Source organism: Myxacorys almedinensis A (assembly GCF_010091945.1).
Classification (GTDB): Bacteria; Cyanobacteriota; Cyanobacteriia; order Leptolyngbyales; family Leptolyngbyaceae; genus Myxacorys; species Myxacorys almedinensis.
In genome coordinates this window covers 122,644-140,243 of the sequence record NZ_WVIE01000008.1, presented here as the reverse complement: position 1 = coordinate 140,243, position 17,600 = coordinate 122,644, and the positions used below count along the sequence as shown (strand labels likewise).

The window sequence follows — 17,600 nt, the reverse complement described above, 5'->3', positions numbered from 1 at the left end:
GGTGGCATCGTGATCCAAATTCTAAGAAGTGGCGTGATAAATATCACAGAGACTGAGACCCCTCATGGCTAGAGGCGGTTTTATGAGCATCGGGGTAGGGGATCAAATCTTGCCTGGCGCTGCCCAATTCATTCATCAGCCGCTTCACTTCACTGACCACAATGGGATTTCGATCGTGCTGTAAATCAGGCAAAAGTCGAGCCAGGGCTTGAGGAGATGCCAGCCGCAAATAGCTCAGCACGGCTTCCCGCACATATCCGGTGGGATGCCTCAAACTCGACAAAATTTGATCACTGGTTAACGTCCAACGTTCCCGCCGCGCGAGGTGAAAACAACAGGTTAACGTCCAATCAGAAATAAAGTGGCGCAGATCCAACAAATGTTTAACGCGATCGTGGGGGCGCATCGGCACATACATAACCAACTGTGACAGGATTTGCAACTTGTCAATCAGCAACGTGCGATCGAGTAGCCCCAAAAATGCAGGTTTGTTGACGATATCTAACGTGTTATCCAAAATTTCTAACCCTTGTGCCACGTTCACCCGCGACTCAGACTGCAAGTTAAACGACGCAACTTGAATAGCACTGATCGGGTAGAGAAACTTCATCAGCAAAAACAGCCGCTCAATCCCATCGGTTGGTGAATCTTGGAGCGCATTTCGCAACATATCGGCTTCTTGAGCACGCAACCGTTCTGGAATCAGATCAGCCAACGCGCCATACACTTGTCCGATAAACATCATTTCTTGATCGATCAGCGCTTCGATCCCGCGCCGCCCTAGTTTATCCAACACCATCTCAATGCCGCGCTCTTGAGGAATTTTGAGCAAGACTTTGAGTAAATTCCGGCGGCTATTTCCCCACGAGGTCGTGAGATGGGCGATGAGAATTTCAATGGCTTCTGTCGTGCCGATTTCACCGATTGCGCCCCATGCCTCGCATCGCACCAGATCAGATTGATGGATATTTTCTACCAGCTTTACAAGCATTGGCAAGGCGTCATTTTCTAGTTTTACCAGCGCTTTGATTGCGGCTTCCCGAGTGGATTTGAGATGGATGCCTCGCAGCAAATAGGGATAATACTCTTCCGAGCGCGTTGCCCCGATCGCTTCGAGAACGGCCCGCCGCACCTGAACCGATCGATCTTTCAACAACTCCGGAACATACAGCCGCAACGCTTGTAGATAGACCGCATCTCCTAAAGCGCGGCAGCCCATCACCCGCTCTTGCCGGTTTTGGCTCGTCAGCATCAGCCGCAGCGTCTTGGTTGCGATCGCTTTCTGCATCGGGTCGCCGTGACGCAAGATCAAAGATGCCGCCGTTCCCCGCACCATGGGATGAACGCTTAGATGCAACGACGGCTCAAGCTGTTTGAGGTTGGGTGATGCTTCGGTCAGCATCAGGTAACGCAGTGCGATCGCAGTCACTTCGGGAGCCGGTTTCTGTGCCAATAGATGCCGAACGGTGGGCAGGTGAACGGGGTTTGGGTAGTTCAGCATCACCTCTAAACTTTTGTGCTGCAAAGCAGGAGCAAGTTTACTCAAAAGCGGGGCAAGCACCTCTCCAATGGTTTTAGGATCAATTTGATAGAGCAACTCGATGCACGATCGCTTGTCGGCTTCTGCGCCCGGTTTTTCCAACGTGCCAATCACCGCTTGCTTGAATGCCCGTAGATCCACCTCAGAAGCGCTTAACTGCCCCCGCCCAGCACTGAGAACGAGTAACCCCACATATTTTGAGCGGAGCAGCGCGATCGCCAGCAGCCACCCCGCCGCCAGCAATACCATCATGCCAAACACCAAACGTTGCCCGGTGATATCCGCTTGCTGCAAGCTCAGACTGCTGATTCCAAGGAGTGCCAAACCGGTGACAGCCGTAGAGACGGGTTCTGCAATGCCCCGCACGCGAGATTGGATGCGATCGCGCTGCTGATCAGGAATGGCGTGAAACAAGAACGGGCCAATGCCTGCAAAAATCGTGTAATGCAGGAGTTCGTAGAGAAAGCGCAGCACCACCACCAGGAAAAAGACAGGAACCAACCCCGTCATAGAAATACTGCTCAATAAGATGGTTACCCCCGGCAATAGCATGACGGCAGCAAACACCCCAATCCGGTCAATGAGACGACTTGCAAACAGCCACTGCATCGCCAATTCACAAATGCCGAGTGCCCCATTAAAAATGCCTAAAAACCCGGCTACTTGTCCGTGTAAAAAGTCGGTTCCGGTTGCCCCTGCCTGTTCTCCAAGGTGGCTCAAAAACTGAAACTCGACCAGCAAGATCAAGACCTGCGACAAGGCAAAGAAAATCAGCAACAACAGCGCATAGTGGCGCATTTCTCCCCGCAATCGACGGGTTGACGTCTCGGCAACCGCCTCTTCTCGCCGCCGCCGCACCTCAGGAAACGATTGCCGGTAGGATTGGCTCAGATAAACCAAAATGCCTGCGCCCACTATCATCATCGCAAACGACACCATGATCACCGTCGGCAAGCCGCGATCGTGGGGCAAAAATGCGAGAAACAACGGCAGCGAAAACCCTCCCACCACATCTGCGACCAAGATGCCGCTACTGATGATGGGATAGGTGCGTTTCACTTCTCGAATGTTGAACAGTTGGTTTGCGGTAATCGAGGCGTTGAGGTCATTAAGCGCGTGGCTTGCCTCTAGCCAAAGCTGCATCAACAAAATGGTTGACTTGAGCACGAGAAACCCTGCAATCTCTGCCCCGGCGGGGTAGCCTAACCCAATCCAAAACGCTGGAAGTGGTAGGGCAATCACGATCGCAATGATGATAATCACCCAGCGCAAAGGGAGAAATCGCTGCATCCACGAGTAGAGCAGCCCTAGCCCAATCCGAATGCCAGAACTGAGGAGATAGATCAGGGGCAGCGTCCCCGCGCCATATTGAGACAAAAACAGATCCAGGGCACACGCCTCTAGCCAAATTAGGCCCCACGACGTTGTGGTGTAGAACGCAAACATTGATGCCGTTCGTTTGCCCTCCCCTTCACGGAGGTTAATCCAGCGTAAGAGTTTATCTCCGAATCCCTCTTTTTTGCAGAATTGGTTTGTCAGTACCATGAAGCGTGGTGTCCCAAGTTTGAATGCGTCCAGTGGCTGTAGGCAGACCCGCTAGCATACTGATCGGCGTGCCTAAGTTTGGATGAATACCCTAGCATTCCCAATTTGGATCACATTTTTTTGATGAAGCTCAGGCTCTGCTTATGAAAATTTACCGATGGACAAAACGATGAATAAACCACAGTCGTGGGTGGATGGGGAGAGAGGGAGAACGGTTGTAATAGGATGGCTATAGCCCTATGGAAAGTGACCCAAAACAAACCAGAGGATCGCCCTTTAATCGGCAATCCTCTGGTGTATGAAAAATGAATTTAGCGATCGCTCAATGTCTACTTTTTAGGGGCAAGCAGCATCATCATATTTCGACCCTCTTTTTTAGGGGCTTGCTGCACTTCTGCAATTTCTTGCAGATCTTGAGCCATACGTTTGAGTAGCGTCTCTGCCAGGTCGCTGTGCTGAATTTCTCGCCCACGGAACATAATTGTGGCTTTCACTTTGTCGCCTGACTTAATAAAGCGTTCTGCCTGACTAATTCGCACGTTGTAGTCGTGTTCTTCAATCTTGTAGCGCATCTTAACTTCTTTGACATCAACGGTGTGCTGCTTCTTCCGAGCTTCCTTCGCCTTTTTCTCTTGCTCGAATTTGTGCTTTCCGTAGTCAATAATTTTACAAACGGGGGGATCAGCTTTATCGCTGACTAGCACCAGGTCAAGGGATTTTTCGTCAGCGAGTTGTTGCGCTTCCCGTGTAGTCATAATTCCTAGCTGTGCGCCATCGGCATCGATGACTCGTAACTTAGGAAAACGAATGCGATCGTTGATGATGGGAATGTCTCGATTGGGTCTTCTTTCGCTCACAGGCACCTGTAAATAATGATGGATAGGAAATAATCGCCCGAACACGGGTAGAAAATAAATGGCGCGATCGCTAGAGCTTAACCTCTAACTGGCTCGAAAATCATGGTCGGGCACAACGTCATGATGAGTGACGCGGGATGAGTGACAACCAGTTGCAACTAATAGTTAGCACAACTAATAGTTAGCAAAAGCAGTGGTCAACGAGTCGAAGGACGATACAACTCGGCAAGACTACACATCGCCATTCTACTCAGTTGGGGCAAATTTCGGTTGAGTTCTTAACTTAAATTCTAGGTCATTTCCAACCCTCCAATAAATCGCCAAATAAATTGTAGGTACGGTGCTAGGAACACGATCGCAGTTGAGCGAGGAGTAAGGCAATCTCATCTAAGGCGTCTCGCTGCACAAGGGCTGAGTCTCTCGATTGATTTAAGATGAGGCTAAACACAAGCGGTGGATGCTGGGTGGGGCTGACATAGCCAGATAGGGCGCTAATGCCAGTCAGGGTTCCTGTTTTAGCTTGGACAACGCCTTGAGCCGGGGTGTTTTGCAATCGATTTTGCAGCGATCCACTCAGACCGGCAATGGGGAGCGAGGAGCGATAGAACGCGCCTTCAGGATGCTGGCTCATGGTTTGCAACGTTTGCACCAGCGCCGCAGGAGTGATCAGATCTTGACGGGCTAAGCCTGCTCCGTCCACGATCGAAAAGCCCTCTTGATCAATGCCCAGGCGTGCAAGCACTTCTGTGAGCGCCGACAGACCTTTCCCCAAAACAGAACTCTCTGGCGGGGAGGCTCTTTCAGCACCTAACAACTTGAGCAATGCTTCGGCGTAAAGGTTATCGCTATTTTGATTGGTAAATTTCACCAACTCTGCGATCGTAGGAGAATCGATCGCGGCTATTTCTGCACCGATGAGGTCGGGGGTGTGGCTGACGAGAGCTTGATCGACGGTGATCCCCACCTGAGACAAGGCATGCTGAAAGCGGCTCAAGAAATGGGCGGCGGGATCAAAAACCGCGATCGCATCTACATAAGGAGCAGCACCGACCCGGAGTTGTCCGGAAATCTTCAGTGTTGGCTGGGCTAACCCGCGCTCTACGGTAATATACTCTGGCGCTGGCTCAGGCGTCGTCACTGACGCATTTTCAATTTTCCACTGAGTCGCTTGCGCCGCATCTTTCCATTGGAGGCGTAACGGTTGCCCCACGGCTTGGGGGAACAGCGTCAGCGCCACCACGTTGCGATTGACAATCAATCGGCTCACCGGAGTGCCATAGCTCTCCCGCACATCGCCCACTGCCCAATTGCCATTAATTGGCTCCCTATCTTGGTCTTCAACTTCCAGTCGGGCGATCTGCCTAATTCCTTTTTGGCTCATCTGCTGAGCTAGGCTAATCAACTGAGCATCGGTGAAACTGGGATCGCCTTGCCCCACCAGCCGAATCCGCCAGCCAGAGGAAGCTTGAACTCCATAGACTGGCGTACGAATGCGGTAGCGAGAGCCAAATTTGCTCAGCACGGCGGCGGTCGTCAAGAGCTTTGCGTTAGACGCCGGAATAAAATATCGATTGGCGTCACGGGCGTAGAGCGTTTCCTGGTTGCCGAGGGTTTGCACCAACACCCCAAAGCGCGATCGCGCAAACATTGGACGATTGACAATTGCCGCGATCGCAGCAGGAAGCTGATTTGAGCACAGCGCCGATGGAGCCGCTAAACTGCGCGTCGGAAACAAAACCAGCAGGCAACTCCCAACAGCTAACGTTTTGAGCACAGTGGTGGCGTGAAACCAAACAGAATCAAGAGGAGACTCGGAGTGAACGGTCATGGAAGGGTAGTTGAAGGGGTGAGCAGACAAAACAGAGCCTAGACAGGGTGGAACAAAGGTAGGAAGAGCCGACAGAGGCTTTATCTTACTGAAAAACGAAAAATTTGCCTCAGATTAATCACTTAACTGCATGGGGATCATAATCTACAAATCCCTCTCAGGACAGGACTAAAACCTAGAACGCATTGAATACGATCGAGCCATATCGTCTCAATCGGGTAAATCCCAATGGTAGAAGAACAACCCACTCATACGACAACTCAGGAGCCAGACCCCCTCCAAGCTCAACGAGCTAAACAGGTCGCGCCTCCGCTTCGCTCGTCTGGGGGTAGCGCGCTCAATGATGTCGCATCGGGGTTAGCCCTGGTGTTGTCGGTTTTTGCCTTTTTCTTGAGTGGCTATGCGGTCATTCAAACGGTACGCTATCAACGGCAAAACGAGGCAGTTCGGTCGCCCAGAAGTGATGCCGCTCCATTTTTTGGCATAGGAGGGGGTTCAGCGCCAGGTCGCGACTCGTTGATCGAGCCAAGGCAGGGTGCGCCCGTTCCAGCTAGAGCGATCGCACCGGGTCAATTTGCCCAACCGGTCTACGGCGAGGCTGGACAGATTGAGATCTTGGCGGCTGAGCGGGTGACCAATGTAGTACCTGCCAACCTTGTGAACGTGCGAGTGCGGGTTAACCGGGCAATGCGCCCTTCGGCAGCAGCGACTTCTATAGCCGGAGGAGGCAATCTCTCGTTGGGCACTGCGATCGCGCTCAACACCCGCACCAACCAATCATTTTCAGTCGTTGACTATCAAACCCCAGGCGACCAGCCAATCTCGCTCTCTAAGCTGCGCCCCGGCGAATCGATAGAAAGCACCCTCACCTTTCGTATCCCAGAAAATCTCGAACGGATTGATATTGGTTTTCCTCAAGCAGTCACTTTTCGGAATGTGCCAATTTCTACAGTAGATGCGACTGTGCAGTAAGGCACAAACCGCAAAAAAAGTATAATCGTGAGTGCCCCTGGTTCCGCCTTTGGATAGACTCTAGGGCAGGGAGATCCGAACCTGTGATCGCAAATATTTTTGCTCAACCTCGCTAAAGTTAGGAAAGATAGTTCACCCTGCATTAGGTTCAACCTCATGGCTTCGTTGCGCGATCGCTTCAATCAATTTAGTGGCAAAACTCGCTTTGTTGTCTGCCGGGTCTTCGTTCATCTAGCCGGAAAAGAAGCGGCTCCGTTTCTTGGCATTCTCAATAGAGCGGCTAGCCAAGCCGTAGCAGCCGAAGGAGACCTAACCGTTTTGGGCGAAGGGTTAGTCGAGATTTGCCAAGGCTTGTTGCAGTATCAAACTTTTTGGCAATCGGCAGCCAATGAAGGTGATGTTGTTTGGGATGAAGGCGAAGCAGGAGATTATGTTAATGAATTATTTACAGACTCTGCCCAGCGCTATATGAGTGGCGTTGAGCTAGACGATAGCGGCACTGATGATGCCGACTTGTCCCTCCCTGTCAGCCAAAATGTGATCGTGATGTTGACGATCGCCGCCGAGGGCGACGTGCCTTCTCTAGAAACAGATTTGGCAGATATCAAAGCGCTAGAAACGGGATTGAAAGATATCATCAATCTGTACTACAGCGATCGCTTACGCGCCATTCAGGTGCATTTCTCCCCCTCTCGCTTAGGTGATGAACTGACTTCAGATCAACTGCTAGAGTTCTTTCCAGAATTGATTCCCCTTTAGACCACAATTTTCCCTCAAGAAGATCAGTGGAAAGACCTTCGTTAGGCTCGTTAGGATACTGAATGTACCTACGAGCATTTAGCCCATACCCTTTTTATGAAGATCGTTCGATCCATGTTGCGAAAACTATTAGTCTTATCCATGTCTGCGGCACTCTGCTGGACGGCTGTTGGGTGTGGAAGCCCTTCCCTAGGCGATCCCCGCCCGTCTGATGCGGCACGTCCTGCGGCGACGAGTCGTGCCCAACAGCCCTTGCCCAATGGTCAGTATCCAGTTCAGCAAGCCACGTTCGATGATGGCACGGGGGAATACTCAGTCTTAGCACTAAATACCCCTCCGGGCACTCCTTCAACGCTGAGAACAGACAAGCTTCAGCTAGCGCGGCTCACCGATGAAGAAGTGAAAGCAGGACAAAAAGCCTATTTGAAAGTCGAAAATGGGCAGTCGTCGCTGCATATTCCTGAAGACTTCAAAATCGAGTACGTTCACAACGTCACTGAACAGCAGACCAACCCCCAAACCGGACAAAGCGAAACCGTAGTGGTGCGCCGAGAGCCAAGCTTTTGGTCTCCGTTTGCGGGGGCACTCGCTGGGCAAGCGATCGGCAGTTTGCTCTTCCGTCCCCAATATTATGTACCGCCTGTGTACCAGCCTGGGGTGCCGCTCAGTGGGTTTGGTGGCTATGGCACAACCTACGGTCAAGCTGTAAATCGCTATCAGCAGCGCTACAATGCTCCGCCTGTAGTCGAACGCAATCGCCAAGTGTTTCGCTCAACCGGTCGCATCAACGCTCCAAGTTCTCGCAACCCACGGGTGAGCCGCCCCTCGGTTACAAACGGTCGTCCCTCTGGTTCGGGGTTTGGCACGAATACGCTGCGCCGTTCCAACCGTTCTACCCCGTCGAGAGTCAATCGCCCTAGCTCGTTTGGCAGTGGGCGATCGCGCGTGGGCGGTTCGCGGGCAGGCGGTAGAAGACGCTAGTTAATGGTAACCCTATAGTTTGACGAGAAAATTTGACGAGAGCTAACGGTAAACGACCCCAGCAAACGGGCAGACCCGCCTGAGTTTTCTGGTTCGCTTTTACCGTTTTCCTTTTTTTAGGTGTGTCAGAATGGTTCTCTAGTACGCAGTGAGTGCAGCCCTGTGATTGAGGTAGAAGTCCATCAGCAACTCCGCGCTTTCTTGAGGGAGCAAGGTGAACCCTATTGGGCACACCATTTAACGATGGCTCGATTGGTGGCGCGTGCGCTGCGGTTGGGTCGTAGTGCATTGATTCAGACGGGAGCGCCGTCGGGCTATCATGGGCGCTATCGGCTGAGCTACCTGGTGCCGATTTTGATGTGGCAAGAGCCGGTGATTTTGGTGGCGACCGACTCTGTGCAGCAGCGCATTTTGCGGGTAGAAATCCCACGGTTGCGCCAGTGGATTAGCCACCCAAAGCCCATTCAAACTAGCGATCGCTGGATTGGTTGTGATTATCAGGGTATTGTGCTGACGACTCCAGAGGCATGGCTGAGCGATCGCCTTAGAGGTGAAGGTCGGTTTCCGGCGGGCATTCCTACCATTATTGATGGCGTTGACGATCTCGAAACCTGGACTCGCGACCATCTCACCACACATCTTCACACCCCCGATTGGGAGGCGCTGATGCTAGCGTGTCCTAGCCATCAAGAGGCGATCCGAGACGTGAGAATTCAACTGACGCGATCGCTCTTTCAACATCCTGCCAATCCCTACGAATGCTACTTAATTGAGCAGGAAGAGCGAGATCTGCTTTATGCCCTCCAGCGCACCCTCCACCCGATTCCCCGAACGCCCTCCCCTCTGCCTCAGCCCTGGAAACTGTTTTTTGAGCGTCTACCCCTCAAAGACGAATTAGTGTGGACGACGATCGAGCGGCAGTCGGGGCAGTTCTCGCTGCACTGTGCCCCGGTAGAAATTGCGTCGGCGCTACATCCGATTTGGGCACAGCAGCCAACCGTGTTGATTGGCGGAGCTTTAGATTTAGAGCCAGAGGCAACGATCTACCGCGATCGCATCGGCTTGCAAGACGATTTGACGTGCCTCAAATTTGCCCTCGATCGCCAGGAGGATGTGATTCAGCTTTATCAGCCCGAAGGCATTCCGATGCCCAACACTCCGCAATTTCAGGCAGCTATGCTAGGGGAACTGCGATCGCTGCTCACGGCAAGTACCTCAGTGCAAGGGCTATCGGTGATTTTGATTGGCGATACGCCGCTTAAGGCTCAGGTCGGTTCGACCTTGGCGGCAGAATTTGGCTCTAGAGTCCAGGTTGAGCGCACATGTTTAGACGACAACGGCATTTTGATCGCAGGCTGGGAATTTTGGCGACAGCATCAGAGTGTGCTGCCTGCCCCGCGCGTACTCGCGATCGCTACCCTCCCTATTCCGTCCCTAGAGCATCCCCTAGTCGCCGGACGGGTCGCCTACTACAAACAACTGCGCCAAGACTGGTTTCGGCTCTATCTGCTGCCCGAAGCCCTCAGCGAACTGCAACGCGCCGTTGCCCCAGTGCGCGACTGGCAGGGCGTGGTAGCATTGCTAGATTCTCGCGTCATTCACCGTACCTATGGCGCTCAAGTGTTGGCAGCCCTTAGCCCCCTGGCGCGCACCAGCTATTTAGATTCCAGCCTTTTTAGCCATGCCGCCAGCAATCCGTGGGAAAATTAACAGTCCTTTTGCTCAAGACGCTATGATCTGAGGAAACCTTACCCTGACAGGATAGTGGGAGAATTAAAACGTGGGAGAATCAAAACGTCGTAAAGAAGCCCTTGGTGAACAGTACGGAAAAGAGCCAAATATTGCGCCTTGGCTGCCGTTTACCAAAACTCAGGCTGATCGATTTACAAAGCTTACAATCACTGGTGCTTGGACTGGAATCATCCTGCTGGTTGCCGCGTGGTTGACGATTCGGTTTATTGGCCCGACCGTAGGCTGGTGGACGGTCAATTAGGCAAAGACACTTAGGCAAAAAGACCGCGCTTCCCCGCCTCTCGTCCCCACAAGCAGGAAGATCGGACTCTTGTGTTCCTCTCTGGCAAGCACGGACTGGGGGCAAAAGTATTCGAGGAGGTGTAATGCCCTGCGCGAGTTCTGCCTACGTCTGAATCAACTCGATTCACTAATTGCCCTAATCAGGAGCGCTTATCAGAGCGCTTTTTTTGTTCATTTCTCCATTTATCCTGTTAAATCTATCTATTGTTCAAGGGCTTTTTCCCGAATTAAGCGTTACGCTGCTGAATGTAAGGTTAGACAGGCTGTGCTCGGTTTCAGTGGCTTCTGGCTTTTTTCTTTTTAAGTCAATATATTACGAAGCTGTAAGAACCATCAAGATTCAAAAGGTTTTTTTGACTTGTTGCGATCGCTACTTTGATTCCCTCTCTATTTCGTTAGCATGGCAAGGAAATCTAAGTGTCTTTTTTAACAACTTCTGTAGATTTCTCTTCATCACGGGTGCGTTTCTCTATATCAGAAAATTCGCCGTTGAAATCTTAAGAGAAGGTTTAGAATTGGTTGTGGTGATTGGAGGATGATCCCCGTGTTTCTAAGACTGGCTGAACAACATCGACAATTTGTCCAAGACTTGGTAATGAATCTCCAAGCCTTGGCGACTGTGCTAGAAAATCGAGGCTATCTCGCATCGTGCTACACCTGCGGTGGTCAGATGAATAGCGCCTCTTTTATGGTAAGCCTAGACAACAACCATCTCATCCGATTTTTGGTGTCTGACTATGGCATCACCTGGACGGAGATGCGCGACGATCGTGAATTGATGAAGCTAGAAGGCGCAGAAGCAATTAGCCAACTTCAAGAACTTGCTAATTTGATTAAATTCCAAATCAAGCCTTCGGAATATCAGCCGACCGCCCCGGCGGGGAGCATACGCTAGGGTAGCGATCGCGCTTAGAGGGTCATCGCTTCTTCTACGAGGCTTCAGACGGCTAAGCCAACTGAACAGCACCCCTCGCGGCTGATATTTTAACCAGCGATCCCAGAATCTCTGCTTCGGTGATAAGCTGAGAAGCGAAGTTTTGCAGCAGCAGCCAACCCTCTTCAAGGGTGTACGAATACGTAAGTACACGACAGGCTGTACCTTTTGGCTATGACCGTTTCTGAATCTCAGTGGCAGCATCATTTCATCGAAGCAAATCACATCCGCTTACACTATGTCACCCAGGGCGACGGTGATCTGGTGATTTTGCTGCATGGGTTTCCTGAGTTTTGGTATTCCTGGCGTTTTCAGATTCCAGCCTTAGCTCGCTACTATAAAGTCGTGGTTCCCGATCTGCGGGGTTACAACGACTCTGAAAAACCAGCTAGCGGTTATGACCTCGACACCCTAACCACCGATGTGCAGAGCTTGATTGAAAACTTGGGCTACAGCCGCGCCCATGTTGTGGGGCACGATTGGGGCGGCGCGATCGCATGGAATCTTGCTCAAAAGTTTCCTCAATCCCTCGATCGGTTGGCACTGCTAAGCGCTCCTCATCCACAACGGTTTGCCCAAGAAATGTTGAGCAATTTAGACCAACTGCGCCGGAGTTGGTATGTCCTGGCGTTTCAAGTGCCGGGAGTGCCCGAATGGTTGATTCAGCTTAACTTACGAGCATTTATTCGCAATATGTTTCAAGAGCAAGCTGTTCGCAAAGGCGCATTTACCGAAGAGAGTGCTCAGATTTATCAGGCAGCCCTACGAAAGCCCGGTGCGATCGCATCAGCCCTCAACCATTACCGCCAGCTATTTTTTCCGTTTCACTGGGTTCGCGACCTGTGGCGCGCTCCTGAGCCGATCGCGGTTCCTACTCTGGTGCTATGGGGAGCCGAAGACACCTTACTCAGCCACAAACTTGCAGAAGGCTTGGATCAACTGATTGCCGCTCCGTTTCAGGTGACCCTGATCCCCCACTGTGGGCACTGGATTCAGCAAGAAGCGCCCGAAACCGTCAATCGAGAGCTATTAGCCTTTTTGCGGAGTCCGGCTTGGGGATAAGCGCAGGACTAGAATAAACGTCTTGCAAAAGTAGAGTGGCAACGGATTTCGGCATCACACGATTTTTGGCGTAAGACTTTTAGCCTAAGCTGGTCAGGATGCATGATTTAGAGCAGGCTACACCGTTTAGAATTGCTTCAAAAATCTCAAATCGCTGCTATAAAGTCGGCGGATATCGTCGATCTGATGCAATACCATCGCCAAGCGCTCTACCCCAAACCCGGCAGCAAACCCAGTGTAGATTTCGGGATCATAGCCGACTGCTTTTAGCACGTTGGGATCAACCATGCCGCAGCCAAGAATCTCTAACCAGCGCCCTTTCCACTGCACATCCACTTCGGCGGAGGGTTCGGTAAACGGGAAGAAACTAGGACGGAAGCGAATTTCAACATCGCCAAACAGTTCTTGCAAGAACACTTTGATCGTGCCCTTTAAATCGGTAAAGGTGATGCCCTCGTCGATCGCTAGAATTTCAACTTGGTTAAAGACTGCCGAGTGTGTGGCATCTACAGTGTCCCGACGATAGACCCGACCTGGAACCGCCACTCGAATCGGCGGATCGTTGGCTTCCATATAGCGAATCTGCACGGTTGAGGTGTGGGTTCTGAGCAGATTGCCATCGGGCAGATAGAGGGTGTCTTGCATATCCCGGGCGGGGTGATCGGGCAAGAAGTTTAGCGCCTCAAAATTGTAGTAGTCGGTTTCCATTTCTGGTCCTTCTGCTACGGTGTAGCCCAAGCCCACGAAGATATCGAGAACCTGATCAATCGTGCTGTTGAGCGGGTGAATTTTGCCTTGCGATCGATAGACTCCTGGCATGGTCACATCGAGGGTTTCTGTCTCAAGCTGCGCTTGGATAGCGGCGGTCTGAAGCTCGGTTTTTTTGCGATCGAGGTCTTGTTGAATCGCTTCTTTCACCTCGTTGGCGTGCGCCCCAATGCGGGGACGTTCCGCCGGATCAAGTTTCCCCATACCGCCGAGCACCTGCGGAATTGGCCCTTTTTTGCCCAGATACTTCACACGCAGGTGTTCGAGTTGGTCAAGGGAAGTGGCATCTGCGATCGCGGTTTGAGCCGCTTGCCGGATTGCATCTAATTGCGCTTCGAGTTCGATCGTCTGAGCAGTCATACTAAGAAAGTGCGTTTGTCTATATCAGTGTAATGGCAATGAGACTTCTGATCAGCAATGATGATGGTGTTTATGCACGGGGGATTCAAACTCTAGCCAATACATTGGCAGAGGCAGGGCATCAGGTAAGTGTCGTGTGTCCCGATCGAGAACGGTCTGCAACAGGTCATGGGTTAACGTTGCATCAACCGATTCGCGCCGAGAAAATCGAGTCGCTGTTTCATCCTGCTGTCCAGGTTTGGGCGTGTTCGGGGACGCCTTCGGATTGTGTGAAATTAGCAATTTGGGCGCTGCTAGATGAGCCGCCCGAGCTTGTGCTGTCTGGGATCAATCATGGGGCGAATTTAGGAACGGATGTGCTGTATTCTGGCACCGTGTCTGCGGCGATGGAAGGCATGATTGAAGGCATTCCTAGCGTGGCGTTGAGTCTGACAAGCTTTTCATCTCAAAACTTTCAGCCCGCTGCCGATTTTGCGTGCGCGCTGGTAGAGCAGCTTGCTAAACATCCTTTGCCAGAACTGACGTTGCTGAGTGTGAATGTGCCATCGGTGGCGCGAGATCAGATTCGGGGGGCGATCGTCACTCGTCAGGGAGTGCGCCGATATATTGATGTGTTTGAAAAGCGCGTTGATCCGAGGGGGAAAACCTACTACTGGTTGGCAGGCGAATTGCTCGAAGATGTTGACGATCCAGATGTGGCAGCCGATGCGCCTACCGATGTAGAAGCGATTCGCGAGAATTACATCACGATTACGCCGTTGCACTATAATCTCACATCCCCTTCGGGAATGAAGATGGCGCAAGAGTGGACATTGAGCCTGACCAAGGTTTGGTAGGATGCTGGCGATCGCATCGTATCTGGTTGCTGGCATTTGTTTGATCGCTGACGATCGCTCCCCGCACTCTGCCCAATCAATGCATCGAACTCACGTTCTTTTAGCCAACGCATCGGATCGTTTGAGTTGGGCAAGCGTGGCGGTTCCGGTACAAAAAAGAGCCGTTGTAATCTCTGCTTTAAGAATATCAACCAGGGTATGCAGGGCGGTTTCTGATTCGTTAGCGGCTTGCAAGAAAGGAAGGGCTAACCCTGCCAGATCGGCTCCAAGGGCGATCGCTTTGGCGATATCTAAGCCGTTTCGCAGTCCTCCCGATGCGATGAGGGGCGTAAAGGGCGCGATGTGCCGCAGCCCAGTAATGCAGTCTGCTGTCGGAATGCCCCAATCGGCAAACGTTGCGCCTAATCGTCGCTGTTTTGGGTCTTGTGCTCGTCTGCCTTCCACTTTTGCCCACGATGTGCCGCCTGCTCCTGCTACATCGATCGCGGCAACTCCGGCGGCGATGAGTTTGTCTGCCATGACTGCCGAAATGCCGTTGCCCACTTCTTTGGCGATCACAGGCACGGGTAAGGTATCACACACGATCGCAATTTTATCGAGCAATCCTCGGAAGTTTGTATCGCCCTTTGCTTGCACCGCTTCTTGCAACGGATTGAGATGCAAAATCAGCGCATCGGCTTCTAGGATTTCAACCGCTTTGATGCATTCGTCTATGCCATACCGATAATTGAGTTGCACGGCTCCAAGATTGGCGAACAATAATGCATCGGGTGCGATCGCGCGGATGGCAAACGTATCGGCAACCGCAGGATTCTCGATTGCCACGCGCTGAGAGCCAACTCCCATGGCTAGGTGATACTGCTGTGCGATCGCGGCTAATCGACAGTTAATCCTCTTTGCCAGGTCTGTTCCCCCCGTCATTGAGGAAATTAGAATCGGAGCCGCTAAGGCTTTGTTCAAGAACGTGGTGCTGATATCAATCTCGTCTCGATTGAGGTCGGGTAGACAGGTGTGGGTAAAGTGGTATGCCTCTAATCCACTCGTTGTTTCTCTAAATTCAACGTCATCTTCGAGACAAACTCTCAAATGATCGGCTTTGCGAGATTGGGTTTCGTTTGCGCTACTCTGAGTTGCATCTGTTCTGCCCATGGATGGATTCAGCATAAGATTCTGGAGGTTCTATCCTTTGACAAGTTCAACACCGTCGCGTCCGTCTGTAGCCTGTAGATACACTTTAATCATTTCTTCTTTGGCGGTAGGGAGTTGTTTGCCGATAAAGTCTGCATGAATGGGTAGTTCTCGATGCCCGCGATCGACCAGTACAGCTAAACGAATCACTTCTGGTCTGCCATAGTCGTTTACTGCATCTAATGCGGCGCGAATGGTTCGCCCTTTATAAATTACATCGTCTACGAGTACGACAGTTTTGCCGGTGAGATCAAACGGAATGTTTGTTTTTTCAGGCGTTCGCACTCCAATAGTATCTAAATCGTCTCGGTAGAAGGTGATATCGATCGCACCGAGGGGAACGCTCACGTTTTCTAGCAAGTCGATCTGGTCGGCAAGCACGTTTGCTAGGGGAACACCCCGCGTATAGATTCCCAATAGCACCAGTTTAGACAAATCGCCTGAGCGCTCGACAATTTGTGAGGCTAAGCGATTGACAGTACGGCGGACTTCTTCGCTCGATAAGATTTCAATGTGTTCGAGAGGCATGGCAGCACGATAGAGAGGTGAAAGGCGCTAACGTACAGGGTACAAGGGAATCGAGAGATAGATCTGCGACTCTTGATAGACAAATGGTGACTTGTTGACGTGGAGCATTGACTTTCGAGATATGAGCCATCCTCAGAAGCTTGCAAGCGATCGCTGATCAAACAGAAGTGTTCCTAGATTAAATAGCAGCGATCGCACTCTAGACAGCAACATTCCTAAATTAAACAGGAACGTTCCCTGATCAAATAGGAGCGATCGCAGATCAAATAGAAACACTGAAGCTTTAGGGAGAAACGTTGATTCTTGATGTAGAAGAGAAGTAGCACTATCTAGCACTGTTCCTATGCCAGACCCCATCTCTGCCCTTACGATCGAGGCGTTTGCCTTTCTAAGCAGCAATCTGGCAGTTCCCTACTATTATTAAGGGCATTTATCAAGAACATTTCCAAAAAGCTGAATCTCTCTAGCTACAGGCTCTAGCAATGCGTCAGCGAGTTCTTGGACAACTTAGAAGAATCACCTACCCCGCTCGTCCCTTCCAACCTGGCTGCAACGACTACTGCGGCACATTCAACCGTAGCTTCAGCAGATAATCGGCAGAAGCGAGAGAAAAGAACGATAAACTGAACTCATAAACTGTCCACTCCAAGCTGCGGTTGCTTGCAAGCTCCAGAGGATCGTTCCTGTGAATCCAGCCTCTCCATCTACGCGCTAATCTTTCTGCTTCAGTCCTCAAACCGCTCGACCTGAAGCACAAACCCTGGTAACACCGCCTCACCCGATAGCTCTGTCGGCAGCGATCGTACTTCCGTTGCCTCTCCCTGCCTGTAAACCTCCACCTGCTGATCCTGCGGATTGAATAACCATCCCAACCGCACTCCGCTTTCTAGATACTCCCCCATCTTCGATCGCAGCAACTCTAACGAATCAGTGCGCGATCGCAACTCCAACACAAAATCTGGTGCAATCGGAGGAAACTTCGATCGTTGCTCAGGCGTTAGTGCAGTCCACCGCGACAACTCTACCCAAGCGGCATCGGGAGAACGGTCTCCACCACCCGGCAACTTAAAAATGGTTGACGAGCTAAACACTTTTCCAAGCTTTGTTTGACGATTCCAGACATAAAGTTCACCGCCAAGTTCCATCTCACGAGTACCACTAGAGCCGCCGACTGGGGACATCAGAATCAATTCTCCTTGACGCGATCGCTCCACTTGCAAATCTGGATTGCTCATACAAAGCTGATAGAACTGCTCATCCGTAAACTGGACAGTCCTAAGATTAAGAGTGAGCGGTTCAGACAACATAGGGATTCGCCTCAATGACCAACGCTGTACCTGCAATTGTGGCATAGACCTTCGTTCCGCGTAGGTCAGGAGTCGTGAAACTTTTACCTGCGATCGCTAAC

The 17,600-nt window shown here is 51.5% G+C and carries 16 protein-coding genes; 8 read left to right on the top strand and 8 right to left on the bottom strand.

Annotated features, from left to right (window positions below; genetic code table 11):
* Nucleotides 1-43: 43 nt before the first annotated feature.
* The 3 genes from GS601_RS08945 to dacB all read right to left on the bottom strand — a co-directional run bounded on the left by GS601_RS08945 (nt 44) and on the right by dacB (nt 5,770).
* On the bottom strand, nt 44-3,085 hold the full coding sequence (locus tag GS601_RS08945) for a HEAT repeat domain-containing protein (RefSeq protein WP_202924971.1): 3,042 nt from the start codon (nt 3,083-3,085) through the stop codon (nt 44-46).
* 329 nt (nt 3,086-3,414) lie between these two features.
* On the bottom strand, nt 3,415-3,942 hold the full coding sequence (gene infC, locus GS601_RS08940) for a translation initiation factor IF-3 (protein WP_476638884.1): 528 nt from the start codon (nt 3,940-3,942) through the stop codon (nt 3,415-3,417).
* 343 nt (nt 3,943-4,285) lie between these two features.
* Entirely contained in the window at nt 4,286-5,770 is a 1,485-nt protein-coding gene (gene dacB, locus GS601_RS08935) for a D-alanyl-D-alanine carboxypeptidase/D-alanyl-D-alanine endopeptidase (protein WP_162422927.1), read from the bottom strand.
* Between the two features lie 228 nt (nt 5,771-5,998).
* On the opposite strand from dacB, the gene GS601_RS08930 reads away from it, so the two are divergent.
* From GS601_RS08930 to GS601_RS08900, 7 genes are all read left to right on the top strand, one after another.
* Nucleotides 5,999-6,742: a hypothetical protein gene (locus GS601_RS08930; RefSeq protein ID WP_162422926.1), complete on the top strand. Its 744-nt coding sequence runs from the start codon at nt 5,999-6,001 to the stop codon at nt 6,740-6,742.
* A gap of 156 nt (nt 6,743-6,898) precedes the next feature.
* On the top strand, nt 6,899-7,501 hold the full coding sequence (locus GS601_RS08925; RefSeq protein WP_162422925.1) for a DUF1517 domain-containing protein: 603 nt from the start codon (nt 6,899-6,901) through the stop codon (nt 7,499-7,501).
* A 96-nt stretch (nt 7,502-7,597) separates the two neighbouring features.
* Nucleotides 7,598-8,482 carry a hypothetical protein gene (locus GS601_RS08920; protein ID WP_202924970.1) on the top strand — a complete coding sequence of 295 codons (885 nt, stop codon included), beginning with the start codon at nt 7,598-7,600 and terminating at the stop codon, nt 8,480-8,482.
* Between the two features lie 162 nt (nt 8,483-8,644).
* Entirely contained in the window at nt 8,645-10,192 is a 1,548-nt protein-coding gene (locus GS601_RS08915) for an ATP-dependent DNA helicase (protein WP_162422923.1), read from the top strand.
* Nucleotides 10,193-10,262: 70 nt separating this feature from the next.
* Nucleotides 10,263-10,475: a DUF2839 family protein gene (locus GS601_RS08910; protein ID WP_162422922.1), complete on the top strand. Its 213-nt coding sequence runs from the start codon at nt 10,263-10,265 to the stop codon at nt 10,473-10,475.
* A gap of 585 nt (nt 10,476-11,060) precedes the next feature.
* The gene (locus tag GS601_RS08905) at nt 11,061-11,411 is read left to right on the top strand and encodes a DUF1815 family protein (RefSeq protein WP_162422921.1); all 351 of its coding nucleotides are present in this window, start codon (nt 11,061-11,063) and stop codon (nt 11,409-11,411) included.
* A 213-nt stretch (nt 11,412-11,624) separates the two neighbouring features.
* The gene (locus GS601_RS08900) at nt 11,625-12,512 is read left to right on the top strand and encodes an alpha/beta fold hydrolase (RefSeq protein ID WP_162422920.1); all 888 of its coding nucleotides are present in this window, start codon (nt 11,625-11,627) and stop codon (nt 12,510-12,512) included.
* A gap of 126 nt (nt 12,513-12,638) precedes the next feature.
* Here the strand turns inward: GS601_RS08900 and pheS are convergent, their stop codons facing one another.
* Nucleotides 12,639-13,640: a phenylalanine--tRNA ligase subunit alpha gene (gene pheS / locus GS601_RS08895; protein WP_162422919.1), complete on the bottom strand. Its 1,002-nt coding sequence runs from the start codon at nt 13,638-13,640 to the stop codon at nt 12,639-12,641.
* A gap of 32 nt (nt 13,641-13,672) precedes the next feature.
* Between pheS and surE the strand changes: the two genes are divergently transcribed.
* Complete coding sequence (gene surE, locus GS601_RS08890; RefSeq protein ID WP_338016998.1) at nt 13,673-14,476, top strand: 5'/3'-nucleotidase SurE; 804 nt, start codon at nt 13,673-13,675, stop codon at nt 14,474-14,476.
* A gap of 90 nt (nt 14,477-14,566) precedes the next feature.
* Here surE and fni read toward each other — a convergent pair whose 3' ends face one another.
* From fni to GS601_RS08870, 4 genes are all read right to left on the bottom strand, one after another.
* Complete coding sequence (gene fni, locus GS601_RS08885) at nt 14,567-15,640, bottom strand: type 2 isopentenyl-diphosphate Delta-isomerase (RefSeq protein WP_238393165.1); 1,074 nt, start codon at nt 15,638-15,640, stop codon at nt 14,567-14,569.
* A gap of 15 nt (nt 15,641-15,655) precedes the next feature.
* Nucleotides 15,656-16,192, bottom strand: a complete 537-nt coding sequence (gene pyrR / locus GS601_RS08880) for a bifunctional pyr operon transcriptional regulator/uracil phosphoribosyltransferase PyrR (protein WP_162422918.1) — start codon at nt 16,190-16,192, stop codon at nt 15,656-15,658.
* 132 nt (nt 16,193-16,324) lie between these two features.
* Entirely contained in the window at nt 16,325-16,591 is a 267-nt protein-coding gene (locus tag GS601_RS08875) for a hypothetical protein (RefSeq protein WP_162422917.1), read from the bottom strand.
* Nucleotides 16,592-16,917: 326 nt separating this feature from the next.
* Nucleotides 16,918-17,499: a Uma2 family endonuclease gene (locus tag GS601_RS08870; RefSeq protein ID WP_162422997.1), complete on the bottom strand. Its 582-nt coding sequence runs from the start codon at nt 17,497-17,499 to the stop codon at nt 16,918-16,920.
* Nucleotides 17,500-17,600 lie beyond the last annotated feature (101 nt).